Genomic DNA, 21663 nt, shown 5'->3' on the forward strand with positions numbered 1-21663 from the left:
CTATTCGGCACCTTGATCAAACTGCACCAGAGGCTCCATCTGGGTAATTATATCCGTGACGCCGGCGATATCATCCCGACGTACCGCTAACAGAAGCTTAAACAGCAGGCGTCTAACCTCCCCCTCCTCATCCCCGGAAACCTGCCGCTTTAACACTGCAATGGACTTTTCCACTAATTCCGTTTTACCCTGACGCACCAGGGCGACTGCTCTGGAGCAAAGCCCTGAAAGATCCAGTTGATCATCAGGTTTTTGAAAATCCAGAAGGATTTGACTTATACTGCTTTCTAAAGCCGCTCCCCGTACCGGTTTAACCAGAATGGCGTTAATCCCATTTAAATACATTTTCCTAGCATCATCGTGGGAGGAGTAGGCGGTAACAGCGATAATAGGCAACTGCCGTGCAACCCCGGCAATTTCGCCATCCCGAATTCGCCTGGCAATCTCAAATCCGCTTACCCGAGGGAGCCCGATATCCAAGCAACAGATATCCACTGTTTCACTCTGAAGAATAGCGATAGCCTCTTCAGCATTTCCTGCTTCCCAGACCAAGGCTCCCATCTTTTCTAGGTGCTTCGTGAATACCAGCCTATTTATCCCATCATCCTCCACAACCAGAACTCGCACTCCGTCCAATTGGCCGGAGAACTTCTTTGCATCCAAAGCGTCCTCTGAAACCGGGATATCCCGTGCCTGATGTATGGTTGTTGTAAAATCCTCCACCGATGCAGATATCGGTAAAAACAAGCCATGGGGATTAACTCTCCGCCATTGCAATTCCCGGGATCCCAGACCCGTTGAACCAAAAACGATTGGTCGAGCGGTATAATGTATCAGGGATCTAAGCCTCGGTGAATCCAGCTCAAGCTCACTACTCAGGAATAGTAAATCAGGGGACTCCCTCCCTTCCATGGTTGATTCCTCTGGTGTAAATACAATCTCCACCCCCTCAAAGGCTTCCTTGAGCCATGCAATGAGCCCCGAGGGCTGTTTGTTGTTATCGCAGATCACCCCAACCGTACATGATCCGATATCCTCGAGGCGCTTCCGGATTTCATCACCAATGGTATGAGAGGCAGATTCTCTGTGAACCGGGAGTTGAAACATAAAAGAGGTTTCCAGGGGTGTGGAATATTCTAAGGAGAGTTTCCCACGGAGGTACTGTGCGATAAGGGTGGAAATTGTAAGGCCTATGCCCGTCCCTCCGAAACCACGATTCCTCCCCCCCTCAGCCTGATAAAAAGGCTCGAATATTTTCTTACGTCGGTTCTCAGGGATTTCTCTTCCCGTATTTCGGACAATAAAGACAAGCTCGGAAGCCCCTCGGGTTACGTGTAGGGAAACGGACCCAGCTTCCGTAAATTTAACAGCGTTACTGATAAGGTTATTCAGGGCCTGGTGTACTCGTTCCTCATCGCTCAGTATTTGTGATGGTATTTTAGGGTCGATATGTAGGGAAAATTGAAGCCCCTTTTTCTTGCATTCATAGATCCAAGGGATTACGAGGGTCTTTAGGGAATTGGTAATCTCAAAAGGCGCTGGTTTTACAGATACCCCTTGCTCGCTCATTCTGGAATAATCAATGATGTCGTTTATTAATACCAGCAGCCGAGAAACAGCATCTTTGGAAACACCGAGAAAATCACGAACCTCCGGATCTTGTACCTTCTCAAGAGATAAATCAGTCATTCCTTGTATGGAATTCAGGGGTGTGCGGAGTTCATGGGTGAAGGCAGCCAATAAGCGTCTACGGTACTCTATATCATCCCTATCGGTCTGGTGGGAGGAAAACACCGGCATGGTTAGCCGGCACTCACCCTTGAGGATCTCATCCTCAGAAAACGTCTCCCAGGAGATACTTCGGATATACCTACGGATGGATTGGGATTCTAAAGACTGGTCTTCCTCACCGTTCAGGAGAATACTCACTAATCCCATTGCTTCCGCCCGAATACAGCATTCCTGACTCGGTAGTTCAGTAATATCCAGAGAACTCGGTACTACCCATATTTCCGGTGTTAGTGTCTGAGAATGCAGATTATAGGGACGCAGGGCATCACCCTTCCAATCCGCGCTATATTCTATAGTTTCCCCGGGCAGCAATAATTTCACGAGTGAATCAATACGTTTCTTTAGGTTTTCAGAAATTTCATTCGGGTGATGAGTCCCCACAACGAACACCACCAGGGGTTGATTCATCCTATCCTTCTTGCCTTTCGATTATTGAATCAATCTCATCGGCAGAGAAAATTTTATCGATGTCCAGAATAATAATAAACTGCTCATCTCGTTTTCCAACCCCTTGGAGAACCTCATTCTTCAATCGAGTTCCAATACGCGGTGCGGGGTCAATTTGATTTTCTGGAATCTCTATAACCTCATTTACCTTATCGGCCAGAGCGCCAAGCACCACTTCCTCACCATTAACCCCAACCTCAAGCACAACTATCCGGGTATCGAGGGTTTTCTCTGCCTGCTCAAGGCCGAACTTCAACCTCAAATCCAATACCGGTACTACGGATCCCCGAAGATTAATTACACCCCGCATATACTCAGGCATCTTTGGGATCCTGGTGAGGTCGTTGAGCTCAAGCACCTCTCTTACTCGCATAACCTCGATCGCATAGGTCTCTCTACCTAATTCAAAGGTTAGGTACTGATTTTTTTGTACAATATTATCCGCCATAGGTATCCTCCCGCTTATTATGAGATGGTATGTACTGCCTCTAAAACGCCCTGGGGAATTTTGTCCAGAGGCAGAATCCGGTCAATTACTCCCCGTTTTATCGCCTCCTTCGGCATACCGAACACAACGCTTGACTCCTCATCCTGGGCAATGGTAAACGCACCCGCTGATTTTAACTCTTCCATTCCCCGCGCCCCGTCATCACCCATTCCTGTCATTATTACACCTATACAGTTTTTCCCTGCATAATTCGCTGCAGATCTAAATAATACATCCACCGAGGGGCGGTGCCTGCTTACCAGGGGGCCGTCCTTGATCTCCACAAAATATCGGGCGCCTTGGCGCCTTAATAAACAATGCCGGTTGCCCGGCGCGATTAACGCCGTACCCCGCAAGACAGGGTCATTTGTTTTGGCTTCTTGCACGGTAATCGTACAGAGGGAATTTAGCCGCTGCGCAAAGGCTGCAGTGAATTTTTCCGGCATGTGCTGCACGATCACAATACCCGGGCAGTCCAAGGGCATCGCCTCCAGAAACTCTCGTAATGCCTCGGTCCCCCCCGTTGACGCACCAACAACACAGAGCTTTTCCGTTGTCTCGATAGCTTGGCTCCGCCTTCCCCGCTCCAATACAGCATCAGCAGTGAGCTTCGGCTTAACCTCCATCCGCGGCAGCGACGCCACAGGCTTACCGGTAATTGCCGTCTTTGCCTTGGCTGCTGCCCGGATTGTATCGGCAATCCTTGTTCTGGCTTCCTCTAAGAATATTTTGGTCCCGACCTTCGGCTTTTCTATGATGTCAACCGCCCCTAATTCGAGGGCTCGTAAGGCATTATTGCTTCCACCCTCCGCTTTCGATGAACAGATAACAACCGGAAGGGGATGTTGACTCATCAACGCCTTCAGAAAGGTGATACCATCCAACCGTGGCATCTCTATATCCAAGGTGATTACATCGGGAATGATTGACTCCAGCTTTTTAGCTGCAACCACCGGATCGGCTGCCGTCGCAACCACCTCGATATCGGGTTCCGCATCTAGGAGTTCACGTAGGGTCTCACGTACCACCGCTGAATCATCGACAATTAACACTCGGATCATGGAATCTCCATCGCTCCTTATCTGCTCTCTGCTTCAATCTGCCCAGCCAACCGGACCAGACGCTTTACATCAAGGATTAAAGCCACCGATCCGTCCCCCAGAATCGTAGCTCCCGATACCCCCTCAGCATCCCGGTAGAGCCTGCCGAGGTTCTTCACCACCGTCTGATGATCTCCGATGACAGTATCCACAATGACACCGACCTTTTGATCTCCAGAATGCACGACCACAACCTGTTGGAGTACCGGACTATCTCCAGGCACCTCCAGTACATCCCGAAGATCTAGGATGGGGAGGGCCTCATCACGGTGCCGCATAATGCCTTTACCGCTCTGCCGCTGTTGAACCGAGTATTCCAGGCATTCTTCAACCAAAGATAGGGGAAACACGTAGTGTTCGCCGCCGGTATGAACCAAAAGGCCTTCGATAATAGCCAGAGTAAGGGGAATTTCCAAGATCATTCGGGTATATTGACCTATCCTGCTCTCAATTCTGAGGTTTCCACCCAGGGATTCAATCTCCTGTCGAACCACATCCATACCCACACCACGGCCGGAAACCTGGGTAACCTGCTCTGCCGTGGAAAAACCGGGTTCCATAATCAGCTGAAATAGTTCCGTCTCGGGTAAATCAGCGTTACTGGGTAGAAGGCCTTGCTCAATCGCCTTCTTCTTGATCCGTTCGGCATCTAACCCTCTTCCATCATCCTCTATAGTGATTACAACACTTGCCCCTGAATGTTCAGCCCGGAGAGTCAGGGTGCCCTGGGCCGGTTTTCCCGTGGATGAACGGATATTTGGCAGCTCAATACCATGATCAATGCTATTTCGGATGAGGTGTACCAACGGCTCATTGAGGCGTTCAATTACCGTTTTATCTAATTCGGTCTCACCCCCCACGGTATGAAAATCTATATCCTTGCCAAGATCCGCTGACAGATCACGTACAAGTCGCTTAAACCGGGTAAAGGTAGTGCCAATGGGGAGCATCCGGATACTCATGGTGCTGTCTCGCAGTTCCGCAGTGAGCCGTTCCAACCCTTCGGCGATGAGTTTCAGTCCTGGGTTGTCCCCCTCTCCTGCTGTTTGACTGAGCCGAGCCTGCAGGGTAACCAACTCTCCAACCAGATCCACGAGACTGTCCAGTTTTTCACTGCTCACCCGGACTGAATTGGCAGCACTTTCCTGCTGCAGTTTTTGCCTTGTTCGACGGATGTGTTCCTGTTCTTCCAGAGCGGCCTGAACATCCCGGGATGACAGACCCTGCTCGATGAGTACCTCACCGATCCGTTTCTGAAGCTTAATGGCCTCCTTGAGCCTGGTATCGTCAATAACCCCACGCTCTACCAAAATTTGTCCAAGACGAAAATCCGTTGCATCCTGGTTATCCTGGGGATGATCGATTATCCGAATCTCTACATCCGCAGTATCCTGAACGAAAAGAAAAATATCCTGAATCTCAGGTATTCCAGCATGGGTGGTTATAATAACATCCCAGGAAAAGTAACAAACCTCAGGATCAACCTTTTGTAAGCTGGGCAGGCTATGTACGTAGGGTACAATGGTGCTTTCACCCAAGGCGCGCAATTCTGCAAGCAGGTTTAATGGTCTGGTGCCGTTCTGGAAAATCTCCGGCTTCGGTTTGAATTGCACCCGGTATGTGGTCAGGGATGAACTCTCCCTGGAGTCCTCTCTTCCACCCGGATGGTCGTGCCGCCCTTCCCCCTCCTGTAACGGGGCGGCCACCACAGCTGTCTCATCTTCCTCATCATGGGAAGCTACGCCGCATAAATCACGTACCTTTGTAATAATTTGCTCTGAAACACCGTCAAGCTCCGGATCCGGTTGGCCGTCAAGTTCCAATAATTCACGAATATGATCCCTGGCGTCGAGCATGACGGTAACTAAATCGGAAGTAACCGCGATTACCCCTTTTCGGACCTGATCAAACATCGTTTCCAATTCGTGGGTGAATTGCGAAATGTGCTCAAAGCCAAACATGGCTGCGGAGCCCTTGATCGTATGCATCGCTCGGAAGACGGCACCGATTTCTTCGGTATTACCGGGATTTTCCTCTAACGAAAGCAGCGATTGCTCTAATCCGAACAAGAGTTCCCGGGCTTCTTCTCGAAAGGTTTCTTTAAACTTATCCATCCCGGTTTTACTCATACCATACCCTCCTCTACCCATTGATCAAAGATCTTTCCGAGTTCCTGGGGGGTTAAGTGTTCCTGTTGGATAATACCTGCATCGGTGAGGGCTTTTACAAAACTCGTCGACAACGGTTCGGTAAACGCCAGTTCTAGGGACCGTGTAGCCTGGGTTTTCTTGAGTGCAAGAAGTATCTGTATTCCCGATAAATCCATGGATTCAACGTCCCCGGTCTGTACCATGATCGGACTTTTTTTCTGAATCAGGGCCTTACAGGTTTTTAAAAGCTCGGGAATATGGGCTATGGTGCAATCCCGAGGCAAGGGCAGAACAGATAATTCTCGCTTCATCACAAACTCCTCTACACACGATGCTTCACGCCCTTTTAGTATAATCTAAAAAAAGCTGTTTATGGATATATATGTAGCCAATTGAAGGAGCTCATCCATATACGCCTTTTCTCTACGGTTTACCTTTATTTGGATGGCAGCTACCTCGTCCTCCTCCATGTATATCCAGTTATTCAATTCAAAGGTATCGTACTCACTCAATCCGGCAGACTCCGCAAGTCCATCGGGGAATACCTCAGTAATAGAAAATTTCGGGTTCCATCCGCCGAGGTTCTGAACTTCCATGCCGAATAAGGGAGGAAACCAGCTTTGCAGGAATCGTTTTGTAGAAAGCACCTTGGCAAAGGGCATAGCCGGTCGCTGTTCTAAAAACACAGGTATTTGGAGGTCTTCACCATTCTTGCTCTGAATACCGAGTACAACTATATCACCAATATCCCTGGTGATGATTTCATACTGCAGATCCGGCAGGCTCGTTATACTTAGACCGTTAATCGAGGTGATTCGATCGCCGGGCCTAAGGGGAATATCTGCCCCTGGACCAGTAGGATGTATATACGTAATGACAAGTTCATTTCCCTTTCCCTGGGCAGCAACACCTGCCCAAGGATACATCACCGGTCCTTGGGTAAACAGATCACCGAAGATAGGAAAAATCCACTGAGCTGGAATGGCAAAGTTCACCCCCTCAAACTGCTCAATCCCCGCGAACACGACCCCAGCTACTCGACCAGATGGTTCAAAAATCGGTCCGCCGCTATTGCCGGGATTTATCGGCATGTCTATTTGGGTAACCTCTCCGATTTGTAAAAACCGGCGTCCGAGTGCCGAGACGATTCCCAGGGTAAGGGTGTTCTCCAGTCCACCCGGCGAGCCTGCGGCAAACATGGATTCACCTGGCTCAAAACGGGTAGAGAAATCAAGGGACACCACCCCGGGAGGATCAAGTTCAACCTTCAGTAGCGCCAGATCCAGTACCTCATCATACCCCACCACCCTAGCCGGCACCCGATATTGGGAATTGGATGATTCGGAAAACGGCTTAATGAACAGTCGAGAAACCCCCTTATAGGCAGGATCCACCTGGGAAGCAATGACATGGTAGTTGGTTACAATATACCCTTGGGGATCGACAAAAAATCCGCTGCCGAGAACCTGATCAGGTATCCCCATACCTGATTCGATTCTCATTCCTTGATCTACCCACACAGTAACGGCTGCCCGAAGTACAGCGGTTGTCCTCCGGTTTGCGGTAAGGCTGACAGGTTGATTTTCTTGAACATCCATACCCAGGATTTCCAGGAGTTCGAAGTCATTCAAAACCCGAGCCAACCCAACCAGGACCTCTTTTTCTTCAGATGGTAACTGTTCAATTCTCTCGATAAGGGAGCGATGCTCTCGAATCAGCCACTTAAACTGGTAGGCTAACATGGCCGGAGGATCGTCGTTGGCCATAACGCGATTTACCAGAGCCCTCCACGCCTCTTCTACCTCTTCCTCAGCATCCCCATCCCGGGTTAACGGAGCAGATTGAACAGTATCCGGAAAAAACCGGGCAAGCAGAGCCAGGTTCCTTCGGGCTTGCTGGTCATCTGAGCCTGGGCTATGGGTGGACGGCTTTGTACTGCGTAGTTCAGCCTCGGATTTCTGTATTACCTCATGAAGATATTGTTCCTGATCCGGGAAGCTTTGGGTCTCTAACAACGCTATAGCCTTGGCTATGCGCTCTAGGGGCATAGATATTTGATCAAAAATGATAGAAATATCCGGCTGCGATTTCCAGCTACCACCGTCAGTACCCGGTTCAATCACAAAGGTTCTACAGGCGGAGATGCTGAGAGCTACAAGTCCCAGCACGACCATGTGCTTAATTCTCGTCACGGGAGCTCCTCAATGCTGCTTGTATTTGGTAGTAATGAAACTCTGAGGTTTTTATCGACTCAAGTATCATCGGATATCTCTGCAATGGGGGTGATGGTCCAGCGGGAATAAAAACCTCTAACTCACCCCTGGGCTCTGGCTGGTAGATTTCGAGGCCTCCAGGTTCTAACCGCATGATTTCAAATCTCCCGTCCTCCTCAGTGTCAATCATGATGACCTGATCTATCCCGGATAGTCCTTGGGGCTTATCAAAACGCTGTATCTCAAAATAACCATTTCGATGGTGATCCTCCGCAACCCCAGTGATTTCACCTTCAGACAAGAACTCTATCCTGAGGAAATCGGCAGATCGTTGGACCCGTTGGTAGGCGAGATTCTCCGCAACCGGTACAATCGACTCAGCCGAAGTATCACCCATAACGAGGGTGTGCATATAGCTTCCTGGAAACCCCTGAAACCGGGTTAGGTCTAGGGACGAATCCACGGCTCTCCAGGGAAGAGTCAGGCCCGGCAGAATCCAGGTCTCCTCCCTAGATGCACCGCTCCGAAAGTGAACCCTATCCAAATAGGGATACCCGGAAAAAATAAACTCATGGTGAGCTCCAGGATGATTCACCCGGACCAGTACGGGAAGCCGAGAATCAAATTGAATAACCCTATCCATGTATCCGTCCTGATCCTCATCGTATTCCCATCTCTTGAGCGCTTCCTGATCATACCAATAGTACTGGTCATACTGGTTGTCCCCATCGCTGTCATAGACCATGGGGCGTGTCCCATTGCCAAACATTTCCAGAAGGTAGGCTCTAAGCCGATTAAGAACCTGCTCATCACTGACTGTATCAAGTACTGTGGTTATAACCTCCCTATCTATGATTTCCTGGGAGAAAAAATGTTCCTCTAAGGCAGCCAAGATGCGTGGATTATTCCCTCGAACGTCCTGCAGGTAGAGTGCAACCAGACCGCCGTTGTCACGCCCGCCGGATTGCCAGTAAAACCTGATCCATTCCTCCCTGGTTTGTCCCGCATCAAGTCTTTCGATGAATCTACGAAGATACCACAGGTAGTCCTTTTGTTCAGTTGAAGTCAAGGATAGGAACTGCTCCTCCTTCAATCGAGGCGGAATATGATCCGGGAATAACAATCCCCTGATTTTAAGTGAGTTCGGATACCGCCCTTGGGCCTGCCGGATAAAGGATTGAAAATCCGCCCTTCTACCAGCCTTAAGGATGAGTTCTAAAGCAGTGGCAGTACTCTCTGAAGACTCCAGGATCTCCTGCTGAGTTAAGGCCTCCAGGTGATAAAATGCCCGGTCGAAGTTTTTTGTTGTGGCATACAAACCTATCAACTCTTCACGGCTTTCCCGGGGCAGAACGTGATGATAGCGGGAATATATAATCGCATCTTCAAATAGTTCGATACGATCCTTCACCGGCTGATGGGAGGTTACCCCGAGGACATGCAGCAAATCACTGTTAGTACCATCAAATTCCACACCTGCCTCGGCAAGAGTCCTACTTGATTCAATGTCGTTCCGTCGTAACAACTCGACCGCTTGTTCAGCGTAGTAGTTGGCCAAGGTTCGGTTGATAGCCTTGACGGAGCCTTCATCAGAAACCTCTTGACCGGTGAGGCCCCAGCTTACTGCGATAAGATAAAAACACAAAAAGCACCACCCTTTGGGCAGTGCTTTTCTTGAAGTGGGAATAGATGGTGATAGCTGATTATTTCTGTGTTTTTTCTTCAAGACCGACAACTTCACGCACCTCCACATCAGTAAGCGTCTCTCGGCTCATGAGAGCACGAGCCAGGGATTCCAATTTATCTTTATTGTCGACAATAATCTTCCTAGCTTTTGCTAATCCGTCATTGAGGATTTTTGAAATCTGCTGATCAATACGCTGTGCAGTCTCTTCGGAATAATCCTTATGGGTTGCGATTTCTTTTCCGAGGAAAATGGGTTCGTCCTCCTGACCGAAGGAAACCGGACCAAGATCGCTCATTCCCCATTCACAGACCATCCGTCTTGCCAGATCAGTAGCCTGTTTTAAATCATTCTGTGTCCCAGTGGTGGTTTCTCCGTACATCAGATCCTCGGCGACATACCCCCCGTAGGCAATTACAATCCTATCCTGCAGCCAGCCCTTGTTACGGCTGTACTTATCCTCATCGGGCAGACTGATAGCAACACCCAGAGCCCTGCCTCGGGGTACTATGCTCACCTTATGCAAGGGATCCGCATTGTCAAGGTAATAATGGAGCAGGGCATGACCTGCCTCATGATACGCCGTCGCCAGCTTGTCTTTTTCACTGATAACCTTTGACTTACGGGCAACTCCCATGAGCATCTTATCTCGCGCCTCTTCGAAGTCCTCCATCTCAACATACTCCCGGTTTTTCCGAGCAGCATAGAGGGCCGATTCGTTCACGAGGTTTGCAATATCCGCTCCAGATGCTCCGGGGGTAGCTTTCGCAATTGTAGTCAAATCAACCGATTTGCCAAGGGGGATTTTTGAGGCATGAATTTTTAAAATCGCCTCCCGCTCCTGCATATCCGGCATATCTACGACAACTTGCCTATCAAACCGGCCCGGGCGTAGCAGCGCCGGATCCAAGACATCAGGCCGGTTGGTGGCGGCGATCATAATGACCCCGTCTTTTGTATCAAACCCGTCCATCTCTACCAGCATCTGGTTCAGGGTCTGCTCCCGTTCATCGTGTCCGCCGCCATACCCAGCACCCCGGGTTCTGCCCACAGCATCAAGTTCGTCGATAAAAAGAATACAGGGGGCATTTTTCCGGCCCTGATCAAACAGATCCCTCACACGGCTCGCACCCACACCTACAAACATTTCCACGAAATCCGAACCGCTCATATGGAAAAACGGTACGCCTGCCTCCCCGGCGGTAGCCTTGGCTAACAAGGTTTTACCGGTTCCGGGCATACCGACCAATAATACCCCTTTGGGTATCTTCGCGCCCATTCGGGTAAACCGTCCGGGATTTTTCAGGAACTCCACCACCTCCTGGAGTTCGTACTTCGCTTCGGTTTGGCCGGCAACATCGGCGAAGCTGATCCGCTTATCATTATTTACATCCACATACCGCTTGGCCTTGCTTTTTCCAAAGGTAAAGGCCTTATTTCCCCCACCCTGAACCTGGCGAAACAAAAGCCATATAAATACAATTCCAATGAGTATGGGTAGGAACTGAATTATCACCGCGAAGGGACTGATGGGGCTTTCTTCACCGCTAAACCGTACGCCCTGTTCTTTGAGAAGAGGAATGAGGGTCTGATCTGTGTAGGGAATCCGACTGATGAACCGGCCGTATTCTCCCTCCTGGGATGCTAATTGCCCCTCGATCTTTCGGTAATCAATGATTTTTACCGATGCTATCTCGCCTTGCTCAAGATAGGCCAGGAACTGGGAATAGGGTATTTCTCTACCCATACCACCCGTACCGGGAAGAAACATGAGAATAAACAGTCCAAACAACCCTATAACCAGAAACAATGCAAATCTATTGTTCTTAAAATTAAAATTAGGTTGTCGCGGTTCCTGATTACCGTTGTTTTTATTCTGATTGTTGTCACTCACTGTGTAACTCCATACCGCGGCTCTATGTGAAAAACCAAATCAGGTTCAGATGCCGCTGAATTTCTTTTTTTTAGCGGAATAACCATGGGGGATTCCTCTTGCTGAAACACAAGAATTGCAGTCTTCTCCCCTGCCTGCTCCAATATAATACAGAAACCCCGTAAACGCATAGGAACATGATACTCATGCCATAGTTTGGAGATTGGTTTTTTAATACCATTCTGTAACAAGAAGTACTCACCCAACCGCGGAGAACGCAGTAGTATATCTCCTGGGGGAAGCCCACCGCTTTGGCGCACCACTAACTCATGGGTTTTTACGGGCAAAGGCAGTCTTCGTTCAAAGCTACCACCCTTCTTCAGTACACAAAGATACCCTCTTTTGCTTTTCAGGGCAAGCTCAGGATTAATCACCACCTCCCGGTTATCACGGTAGATGACAATCCCGTAACCCGAGGTTAGGGCTCCATCCTTGAGATTTTGGACCGCAGAGGAGATAAATCCTCCGGAGAACCGTAACCCCCGGGGGCCACCATATCCGTATAACGCGTCTTTTCGATTCCCGGGGTGACGGGTATGCAGCAGGGCAATTCCCCTCTTAATCCATTCCCCAAGAACCTCGGCCTCGCCTGTTTCTAATGCAGAGACTGAGCCCAGGCAAGAACTAGTCGAGGCGTGATATTCCCAGGGGAAACGCTGGAAGAATGCCGATTCCAGGATCTTTAAGGTTTGATAATCTTGCTTAGAACCTTCGAATCCCCGTAGAAGATTCTTATCCAGGCCGGGGTACAGACTTCGAAGCAGGGGCAGGGCCTCGTGTCTCAACCGATTCCGCAGATACTCCGACGAAGCATTGCTGCTGTCCTCATGCCAAATCCGGTGGTGCGCTCCAAATACCTGATCGAGGTAGGCCAGAAGCTGGTTCTGGGGTATTTGAAGCAAGGGGCGAAAAACCGGAGGGGCTGACTCAGGCATTCCCTCGATACGATGGAATGACCGACCGGAACAGATTTGATGCAGGATGGTCTCAAGCTGATCATCACGGTGGTGCCCCAGGAGGACGGCTTCGGCGTTGAGTTCCTTCTGCAGCCGTCTGAGATGGAAAAGCCGGAACCGGCGGGCCCGTTCTTCGGTACTATACCCCTTCTCTACCAGAGATGTTCCTGGATTGAGGAGATTTCCATGGACACGAATCAGGGGGACTCCCAGGGAAATACAAACGCGCGAAGCCAGGGCGAATTCGTGAGCCATTTCATCCTCTTCACGTAAATGGTGGTGGATGTTGACGGCAATCAACTTAATACGTGGAGAACCAGAGGTGGAATGGGGGCCCCTTGGGCGGGATTCCCCATTGCCGCCCCATCCCCCTGGAAGGGTCAATCTGGCAAGCAATGCCAATAAGGCGGTGCTATCTTTACCCCCAGAGAACCCCAGCAAAAGGGTGGCTCCGGGACTGATTCCAAACTCATCCAGCTTCCTATTCAGGAAGCTCGGTAGGTCGGTTAATATAGTGGAGGCCATATTCAGGCTCCTTAATGAAACGCTTGATTCCTTCTACAGCATGGATTATTGCTTGCCCATACCGGAACATCTCCGGCTCATCGGGCTGCCCCAGGACATAATCGATAACCGTTTCTCCGGGACCGGGTCTGCCAATACCAACGTATAGAGGAATAAAATTCTTCCCTAAAAATGATGATACAGATTTTAATCCATTGTGGCCTGCAGTGCCGCCCTTACTTTTCATACGGATTCTGCCCGGTGCTAAATCCATATTATCCACCACCACCAGAAAAATGGTGTCCTGTTGGGCAATATTGGGCGGCTCGTGATCCTGGGGCTGATCCGTTCTCAAGAAGGATTGTACCCACGGAATGACATCACCGCTGCGGTTCATATAGGTTTGGGGCTTAACGATAAGAATTCTGGCAAACCGGGCCCCTTCATCGGGATATGAAAGACCTATAGATAGGGGTTTACACGGTACCCGGCGCAGTTTGCAGGAAAGCGTCTCTGCCAAGGCATCAATAATCCAAAACCCGGCATTATGCCGGGTTTTGTCATAGCGGGATCCCGGATTACCGAGTCCTAAGATTACCAGTGTTTTACCGGGGGAAGGGCTATTCTTCTTCAGCAACAGCTTCTCCGGCTGCCTGTTCCTCGGTCTCTTCAGTGATCACGGCCTTAGCATGACCGATGGATGCAATAACCTGCTCGGGTGCATTCAGAATCCGGATGTCATTTCCTAGTTTAACATCACCGACGTGTACGGCGTGTCCCGCATCGAGGGTGGTTATATCGATTTCAACTACCTCGGGCAGGTCCTTGGGAAGACACTCAACCTCGAGCTCATGAATGGTGTTCTCCAGGATTCCGCCCTCGCGAACCCCCTTAGCGGTTCCGTTAAGTTTGATGGGCACATGAGTTCTGAGGGTTTTCCCCGTTTCAATTTCATAAAAATCCAGGTGAACCATTTTGTTTTTAAGAATGTCCGCCTGGTAATCACGAATCAAGACGCTGTGTTTCTTCTTTCCGATGGTCAATTCAATGATTTCGTTTTCAGAAATGTGCTTAAATGCTCGTTCAAATTCCTGGGCATCTATGGTTACACTTTTTGGTTTTTCGTGGCCGTACACAACAGCGGGAATAAGGCCTGCAGCACGCAGACGCCGGGCTTCGCCGGTACCATTCTTATCCCGGAGCTGTGCGTTCAGGGTTTTAACTGCCATGTAATATCCTCCATAAAATAGTAGCTGGGACGGCAGGATTCGAACCTGCGCATGCCGGGACCAAAACCCGGTGCCTTACCGCTTGGCGACGTCCCAATATGCTTGGTGGTGCTAAACCATAGCCAAAATCGTGAGCATTGTCAAATGGAAATAGTAAAAAAAACTGGGAAATAAGCCGGATTCAGACCCTCGGTATGCTAACTGAAATCGTGAAAATCATCACCCTCTATCGTCTCGCTATCCTCGGGCAAATCTTGATATGCCTTCAGAATAGTATCTTGTAAAGAGGTCCTGAAATCGGAATTTATCGGGTGGGCTATATCTTTATAGTCACCGTTCTTCGTTTTTCGGGAGGGCATGGCGATGAATACCCCGTTTTTCCCTTCGATAATTTTTACATTGTGTACCACAAAGCAATCATCAAGGGTAACAGTTACATACGCCTTGAGCTTACCGTCGGAATTCACTCGCCGAATCCGGATATCTGTGATCTGCATATCATGCTCCTTGCATACTCGGTGCACCGAATTTCAGCCTCTGCTGCGGCACTTGCGTGACCACCTCTGACAGGCGTTATAGTAAAAGTATATGCCGTTTTACACGTCTGTCAAATAAACTATGGATTAACAAAGAGAAAGTTATAGTAAATGAGGTACCGTTAAAACTCCGTTTTGAAAGACCCCTCCGTTGGAGTACCAGAAATAAATCATTCTTTTATCATGAGTTACTTTTATTCCACCAGAGTACAGGCGAATGCCTGATGCAATGTGCCCGATAAGGATTATTTTAATGCATTGAATCCGTTCGGTAGTGACAGCCCAAGGATCGGTGGTTCCCGGCTGCTGCCTTAGTGATGAGCGTACCGACCAGTACGGCATTTCTAAGCGCCAAGATAGATTCCCCAGCCCTGGCTTCCTGATAAAACTTTTCAATTCTATGGGTAAAGTAGTTAAGATCGGCTAAGGCCCTGTCTAAACGACGTTTACTCCGCACTATTCCCACATAGTTCCACATCGTGGATTGCAGGGTGAACATATCATGTTGGATGAGGAGGGGATCAAAATCAATGGGCTGTTTCGGATACACCCAATCGGGGATGGATGCTATAAGGTTATCCCGTAGGGGTTTTTGCTGGATTGCAGCATGATGTCCTGCCCTGATTCCGAATACCAGGGCTTCTAGTAAACTGACCGATGCGAGACGGTTAGCCCCATGCACACCGGTGCAGCTGCTCTCCCCAACCACATACAGCCCGTCGATCTCGGTTTTACTGTGTTCATCCACCTTTATGCCCCCGCAGAAATAATGGGCAGCCGGCACTACGGGGATGGGTTGATTTACGATATCAATATCCAGGGCCTTACACTGCTCGTATATGCCAGGAAAACGATCGGCGATGTTTACATGGGTGATATCCCGGGCATCCAGGTACACATATCCGGTTGATCCGTCCATCTCTCGGTAGATAGCTCGTGCTACCTCGTCCCGGGGAGCAAGGTCACGCAGCCGGGGATGGTACCGCTCCATGAAATACTCGCCTTTAGTGTTGAGCAGCCGCGCCCCTTCCCCGCGTAGAGCTTCAGTAATGAGAAACCGTTTCACATCCCGGTGGAAGAGCACCGTGGGATGGAACTGGACATACTCAGCATTAATTATGGAACAGCCAGCACGGTAGGCCATGGCGATGCCGTCTCCGGTAGCGGATTCAGGGTTGGAGGTATGGAGGTAGAGATTGCCTATTCCTCCGGTGGCTATGACTGTTGATTCTGCGTAGAAAGGCCGTATTTCACCGGTCTGTTGATTCAAAACGTATGCACCCAGGGCGCGGTGTCGTTTGTACCGTTGTTGATAATCCGTACTATGGTGGGTATTGGTAATTATATCCACCGCGATATGCCCGGAGAGCAGGGTTATTCCCGGGCAGGACCTGGCATACCCAAGCATCTGCTCCTGGATTGCTCTTCCCGTCTGATCATTAACATGGAGGATTCGCCGAACCGTGTGGGCTCCCTCCCGGGTACGATCAAACTCACCTTCCTCTCCGCGCTCGAAGGGTACCTCAGCCTTGCGTACCAGATAATCTGCGACGAGTTCAGGACCGGACTCAGCCAGAATCCGCACCGACCTAGAGTTGTTCAGACCTGACCCGGCGTCGATGATATCGCGAATGAGGAGGTCGGGGCTATCGCCGATCCCGGTTTCTACAATACCTCCCTGGGCGTAGAGGGTATTTGACTCGGTAAGATTTTCGGATTTAGAGAGTACGGTCACAGTGAGTCCCTGCTCTGCCGCAGCCACCGCTGCCGAAAGCCCGGCGAGGCCCGATCCAATAACTAACAGATTGCTTCGTCTTGTCGTATCTTCCATTTTTTCATCCTCACCGGTTTTACCCGGCACACCCCCCTCAGTCTAGTGCACCGGTAAATTGCAGAGAAAAATTCATGGTTTGTACCGAGTGAGTCAGTTTTCCTGCAGAAATATAATCCAGTCCAAGGCTGCCAAATACCCGGAGTTTTTCCTCATCCATATCACCCGAGGCTTCAAAGGGTACAACCCTTCCTCGGTCCTGACGAAGGGACAGCGCCATCTCACAATCCCGGGGGCTCATATTATCCAGCATAATCCAGTCTGCCCCCGCATCAAGGGCTTGCTGTACATCCTCCAAAGATCGGCATTCAACCTCTATGAGAAATTTTGTTCCGTACACCTGCCTCACAGCATCCACCGCCCTCCGAATACCACCGGCGGCATCAATGTGGTTGTCTTTCAGCATGACCATATCATACAGTCCCATGCGATGATTCCTCCCGCCGCCGTCTCGAACAGCCTGTTTCGAAAGCCTCCGAAGGCCCGGAATGGTTTTCCGAGTGTCAAGTATTTGGGTATCGCCCACGGCAGATAAAATCTCTTGATAGTGCCGGGTTTTTGTTGCGACACCGCTAAGGTAGCCTAAAAAATTCAACGCGAGGCGCTCAGCGGTCAGGATTGAGGAGATTTTTCCAATCACCTCAATTATGCAGTCTCCCCCTTCAACCGCTTCTGAATCATTCCGTAGAATTCGGAGAGTAAGTCCGGGATCGACCGTATGAAACACCTCTTGTACAACCCGGGTACCGGAAAGCACGCCCCTCTCCCGGGCCACGATTTTTGCCCCGCCGGTCTGCTGGGAAAAAACCGCCTGGGTTGTGATGTCCCCGGCAGAATCGAGATCTTCTTCCAGGGATAGTTCCAGAAGCCGCTGTAGAAACGAGGGATCGTCTGGCATACTCATTGGTCCTGCTTTGTATCCTGGGGATCAATATCGATGGATTGTCCCTCGAACCATAATCGCTCCAGGGCATAAAAATCCCGGGCCTCCTTCGTCATGAGGTGCACCAGGAAGTGACCACAATCAATGAGGGTCCAAATATCTTCACGCAGATGTTTTGTGCTGCCCCTGGTGTATACGTCCTGCTCTGAGAAAAATTCTTGTAAATTCCGTACAAGTCCCTTGAGCATTGCAAAACTTGATACCGTACCGATTACGAAGTAATCTGCGATACTGCTTCGGCCGGTTAAGTCGATAAGACTCACATCGCCGGCATTGCTTTCTTTTAGGAACTGGGCCGTCATTTGTGCCTGCTCCAATTTAGTTTTCTGGTCTAACATACCAACCATCAAAATCCTTTCCTAATATCACCGTTACATCAACGGCGTTTTCGTTTTCTCCGCTACCGGGAATTATATTTTCGCCCCGGATCATAGCCCCCACACGCTGGGCAGCCTCCTCTATAGTATGGTAAATGATTTGCGTCTCCTCTACATCCTGTTGATCCGCATTAGCAACCTCGACGACCTCTATCCCCTGGTTTTGGAGCATCTCACTGGTACGCCTTGCCAGACCGTTAATCCTGGTACCGTTTAGTACCTCAACCCGGAGGGTTCCCTGAGCAGCAAAGAGTTCATCGGGGGTTTCAAGATTCTTTTTTATTTGATTTACCGAATCTCGAACTAACTTGCCTTCAAAATGGGGAAACAGCAGTGATAGCTGTCCCTCCCCGGTCTGTACCAGCCGCTCTGTTCCTAGGATTCGCTGGGTTATCGGGGTTTCGTAATCTACTTCCGCTAAGAACTCCGAGAGTTTTTCAATGGAAGAGAGCTCAAGATCGGACTCGATGAGAGAGCCCATAATTTCCTGGAACACGCCCTGAGAAAAATACTCATGGCTCGTACCCAGCCGCTGGAAAAACCCTTGGGTAAGGGTGAACTGGCGGTTTGTGCGTTCCGCTGGCTGCTCCTCGCTCTGAACGAACCCCAGAAGATCAAGCACCTTATCACCGTCCAGCACCACGTTTCCATTGGGAATCCGGTTGATGTCATCCGCATCCTCTCCCCAGGTATCTATACTGTGTTCCAGGAACACCGGAAGCCCGCCTACCAGATCGGTGAACCGGGAGAGCCCCGATTCTTCAATGATGAGATAATGGTGGATTGGTGTTCCGAGAAACTTGGTGAGAAGCTCCCGGTAGGCTTGAATGCCCTGTTCTTCGTAAAGCACACCTACACGGTCAACTCGGTTTAGTTGGTTGATTATCTGGCCTAAATTATTGGGGATGGAAATTTGAGCCATCTTTCCGCTGGATTTGTTGAAGATTAACACTTGGGTAAGTTCGATATTATTCTCATCGGTGATGGCGAATAATACCGTTACGTTCTCGGTGCTCTCCAAGGTCCTTGAAAAGGGATCCTGTTGGAGCTTTACCCCGAGAAAGATTCCAAACATAATCACTGAGAGTACAATCAACCCAATAAAGATATAGATTGGATCAAATAGCCTGGGTTTCATAGGACACCTGCGTTTTTGTTGAATCGGTATATGCGTTCCGGGCCTCTTGTTCCATATCAAGAGCCTGACCACTCACTGTTTTACCCCGGGACCGAGCATGTTCGATCACCCCTAGTACCATCCCGTGGATGGAGGATTCAGCCAGGATCTGTTGGTAGAAGCCCTGGTCTATGTATTTTCTCCCCGGTTCCACGTAATCCGCCACATAGAGAATTCGACCTACCAGCCCCATACCGGGTTTTCCGAGGGTGTGATGCTGTACGGCCTCTAATATATCTTCATCGTGGATTCTATACTCCTCTTTTAAGATCTGTGCTGCCACCGGCCCGTGGAGTAAAATCGGGCGTTCACGGAACTCGTACCGTATCGAAAACCCTCGGGCTTCCAGGTATTGAATATATTTAGATCCGTCCCACTGCCTTGCCAGGTCATGCCCGAGAGCGGCGAGTCGCACCTTTTCCAAGGAGCATCCCAGGTTTTTTGCAATTTCTTGGGCTGTACCGCTGACCCGAAGAATATGCTCGAAGCGTCTGGGGCTCACATGCCCGGGTAAACGTTGGAGTAGGAGGCGAGATACCTTCCTAAACCGAATAGAGCGAGTTTTCTCGTATATAATCATACACATCCTCTGGAAGAAGATATCGATAGGGCTCATCCCTTCGAATCGCCCGGCGTATCATACTAGATGATATTTCCAGGCCTGGGTTTTCCAGGGGGATAATCCAATCAGGATCCCGTATGAATCCCCCCAAAAGATTCTCCTCATCTTCCTTGGTGTAAATAATGCCTGGTCTCCGAAGGACAATCAAGCGTACAAGAGAAAAAAGTTCCCCTGCCCTGTACCAGGTCGGTAGTCCCTTTACCAGATCATATCCGACCACCAGACCGATTTCCCCGGGACTGCAGCCTAGTTCTGCCATCAATGCAACCACGGTGTCATAGGTATAACTGAGCCCGCCCCTACGAAGCTCGGAATCGGACACCACAAAACGCCGGTTTCCCCGGGTCGCCAGGGTCAACATTTCTAGGCGGTGACGAGCTTCGACGGGGTTATGGTCCTGTTTATGGGGAGAGACTTGGGCAGGCATGAAGATGACAGACTCCGGTCCCACCCCATGAAGGACGGTATCCGCTATGAAGAGGTGCCCGATATGGACGGGATCAAAACTTCCACCCAGGAGCGCATACCTTACCATTCAGAATCCTGCTGGATATCAGCTAGGAGCTTTGCAGGCCTTGAGTTTTTCTCGGGTTCTTCTTCTGGGGTTTCTGGCTCAACGGTTTCAGTCATCCAGCCGGGAGCCTGGATTGACGGGGATGTTTCCTTATCCTGGGAACTAGCCTTTGATTGGGCTAGGGCAAGAAATTTTTTACTCGCCTCGTCCAGATGGAGACGGCTGGTAGCACTTATGCTGAGGATATCTTCATCGGGTAGAAGATCAGCAGCCTGAGCTGCCGCCTCCTGTCCTTCCGGGATATCCACCTTATTAAGGAGAATGACCCGGGGTTTTTCCAATAGAACAGGATTGAATCCCCCTAGTTCAACCATGAGGTTCTGAAAGGCCTTGTCAATGGGCATGGGATCAGACGCATCGATGATAAATGCCAGTGCCCGGGTGCGTGCGATGTGCTTTAGAAAGCGCAGACCGAGTCCGGCTCCGTCATGGGCGCCCTCAATAATTCCGGGGATATCCGCCAGAACAATATCTTCATTGTACACGTTGAGGACCCCGAGGTTGGGGATCTTTGTAGTAAAGGGGTAGTTTCCAATCTTGGGGTTCGCGGCGGTCATCAACCGTAGGAGGCTAGATTTACCCGCATTGGGATACCCAACGAATCCTATGTCGGCGATGAGGTTTAACTCCAATCGTACTGACCGGGTTTCTCCTGGCATCCCGTCCTGAGCGTACCGCGGGGCCTGACGCCGCGAAGTCGCAAAATGGCTATTGCCCTGACCACCGATTCCGCCCTTCAAAAACACGATCCGTGTATCGTCTACCAAATCCAGGAGCACCTCACCGCTGCTGCTATCCCGTACCAGGGTTCCGGGCGGTACCTGGATGATCAAATCCTGGCCGTCCGAGCCGTGTTTTTTTCTTCCCATGCCGGGCTGGCCGTTCTTCGCGGCATAGGTCTTGTTGGGGCGTAGATGGGTAAGCGTCTTCAGGTTACGCCGGACCTCAAAGATGATATCTCCGCCACGGCCTCCGTCCCCGCCGTCCGGCCCTCCCTTGGGTACATATTTTTCTCTTCGGAAGGAAACACTGCCATGTCCGCCGTCTCCGCTGGTTACGGTAATTTTTAATTCATCTACAAAGGAATTCACCACTTTCTCCCATAAGAT

Annotated in this window: 19 protein-coding genes and 1 tRNA gene; all 20 read right to left on the minus strand. The window is 50.0% G+C overall.

Annotated elements, in window-relative coordinates:
• Entirely contained in the window at positions 1-2199 is a 2199-nt protein-coding gene (locus DC28_RS01630; RefSeq protein ID WP_037544875.1) for a hybrid sensor histidine kinase/response regulator, read from the minus strand.
• A gap of 1 nt (position 2200) precedes the next feature.
• Positions 2201-2686: a chemotaxis protein CheW gene (locus tag DC28_RS01635; protein WP_037544877.1), complete on the minus strand. Its 486-nt coding sequence runs from the start codon at positions 2684-2686 to the stop codon at positions 2201-2203.
• A 17-nt stretch (positions 2687-2703) separates the two neighbouring features.
• The gene (locus tag DC28_RS01640; RefSeq protein WP_037544879.1) at positions 2704-3786 is read right to left on the minus strand and encodes a protein-glutamate methylesterase/protein-glutamine glutaminase; all 1083 of its coding nucleotides are present in this window, start codon (positions 3784-3786) and stop codon (positions 2704-2706) included.
• A 17-nt stretch (positions 3787-3803) separates the two neighbouring features.
• Entirely contained in the window at positions 3804-5954 is a 2151-nt protein-coding gene (locus DC28_RS01645; protein WP_238565742.1) for a chemotaxis protein CheA, read from the minus strand.
• Complete coding sequence (locus DC28_RS01650; protein WP_037544881.1) at positions 5951-6286, minus strand: STAS domain-containing protein; 336 nt, start codon at positions 6284-6286, stop codon at positions 5951-5953. Before DC28_RS01650 ends, DC28_RS01645 begins: the two co-directional genes overlap by 4 nt.
• 45 nt (positions 6287-6331) lie before the next feature.
• Complete coding sequence (locus tag DC28_RS01655) at positions 6332-8167, minus strand: S1C family serine protease (RefSeq protein ID WP_156104532.1); 1836 nt, start codon at positions 8165-8167, stop codon at positions 6332-6334.
• Positions 8154-9833: a hypothetical protein gene (locus DC28_RS01660; protein ID WP_037544882.1), complete on the minus strand. Its 1680-nt coding sequence runs from the start codon at positions 9831-9833 to the stop codon at positions 8154-8156. Before DC28_RS01660 ends, DC28_RS01655 begins: the two co-directional genes overlap by 14 nt.
• 58 nt (positions 9834-9891) lie before the next feature.
• Positions 9892-11766 carry an ATP-dependent zinc metalloprotease FtsH gene (ftsH, locus tag DC28_RS01665; protein WP_037544884.1) on the minus strand — a complete coding sequence of 625 codons (1875 nt, stop codon included), beginning with the start codon at positions 11764-11766 and terminating at the stop codon, positions 9892-9894.
• Complete coding sequence (gene tilS / locus DC28_RS01670) at positions 11763-13286, minus strand: tRNA lysidine(34) synthetase TilS (protein ID WP_037544886.1); 1524 nt, start codon at positions 13284-13286, stop codon at positions 11763-11765. Before tilS ends, ftsH begins: the two co-directional genes overlap by 4 nt.
• A complete protein-coding gene (gene pth / locus DC28_RS01675) occupies positions 13243-13902 on the minus strand; it encodes an aminoacyl-tRNA hydrolase (protein WP_052078325.1) in 660 nt (219 codons plus the stop codon). The genes tilS and pth overlap by 44 nt, the downstream gene beginning before the upstream one ends.
• Positions 13886-14494 carry a 50S ribosomal protein L25 gene (locus DC28_RS01680; protein ID WP_037544888.1) on the minus strand — a complete coding sequence of 203 codons (609 nt, stop codon included), beginning with the start codon at positions 14492-14494 and terminating at the stop codon, positions 13886-13888. Before DC28_RS01680 ends, pth begins: the two co-directional genes overlap by 17 nt.
• 24 nt (positions 14495-14518) lie before the next feature.
• Positions 14519-14590 (minus strand) — tRNA-Gln (locus DC28_RS01685).
• A gap of 101 nt (positions 14591-14691) precedes the next feature.
• On the minus strand, positions 14692-14991 hold the full coding sequence (gene spoVG / locus DC28_RS01690; protein ID WP_037544890.1) for a septation regulator SpoVG: 300 nt from the start codon (positions 14989-14991) through the stop codon (positions 14692-14694).
• A 289-nt stretch (positions 14992-15280) separates the two neighbouring features.
• Positions 15281-16861, minus strand: coding sequence for an L-aspartate oxidase (nadB, locus tag DC28_RS01695; RefSeq protein ID WP_037545133.1), 1581 nt, complete (start codon positions 16859-16861; stop codon positions 15281-15283).
• A 37-nt stretch (positions 16862-16898) separates the two neighbouring features.
• Positions 16899-17765, minus strand: coding sequence for a carboxylating nicotinate-nucleotide diphosphorylase (nadC, locus tag DC28_RS01700; RefSeq protein WP_052078326.1), 867 nt, complete (start codon positions 17763-17765; stop codon positions 16899-16901).
• Positions 17762-18142, minus strand: coding sequence for a ribosome silencing factor (rsfS, locus tag DC28_RS01705; RefSeq protein WP_238565743.1), 381 nt, complete (start codon positions 18140-18142; stop codon positions 17762-17764). The genes nadC and rsfS overlap by 4 nt, the downstream gene beginning before the upstream one ends.
• Complete coding sequence (locus DC28_RS01710; RefSeq protein ID WP_037544895.1) at positions 18123-19319, minus strand: LCP family protein; 1197 nt, start codon at positions 19317-19319, stop codon at positions 18123-18125. The genes rsfS and DC28_RS01710 overlap by 20 nt, the downstream gene beginning before the upstream one ends.
• Positions 19300-19860 carry a bis(5'-nucleosyl)-tetraphosphatase (symmetrical) YqeK gene (gene yqeK / locus DC28_RS01715; RefSeq protein ID WP_052078327.1) on the minus strand — a complete coding sequence of 187 codons (561 nt, stop codon included), beginning with the start codon at positions 19858-19860 and terminating at the stop codon, positions 19300-19302. The genes DC28_RS01710 and yqeK overlap by 20 nt, the downstream gene beginning before the upstream one ends.
• Positions 19861-19900: 40 nt before the next feature.
• A complete protein-coding gene (gene nadD / locus DC28_RS01720) occupies positions 19901-20515 on the minus strand; it encodes a nicotinate (nicotinamide) nucleotide adenylyltransferase (protein WP_037544896.1) in 615 nt (204 codons plus the stop codon).
• Positions 20509-21645, minus strand: coding sequence for a GTPase ObgE (gene obgE, locus DC28_RS01725; RefSeq protein ID WP_052078337.1), 1137 nt, complete (start codon positions 21643-21645; stop codon positions 20509-20511). Before obgE ends, nadD begins: the two co-directional genes overlap by 7 nt.
• Positions 21646-21663: the final 18 nt, after the last annotated feature.

It is taken from the genome of Spirochaeta lutea (assembly GCF_000758165.1).
In the GTDB taxonomy this organism is placed as follows: Bacteria; Spirochaetota; Spirochaetia; order DSM-27196; family Salinispiraceae; genus Spirochaeta_D; species Spirochaeta_D lutea.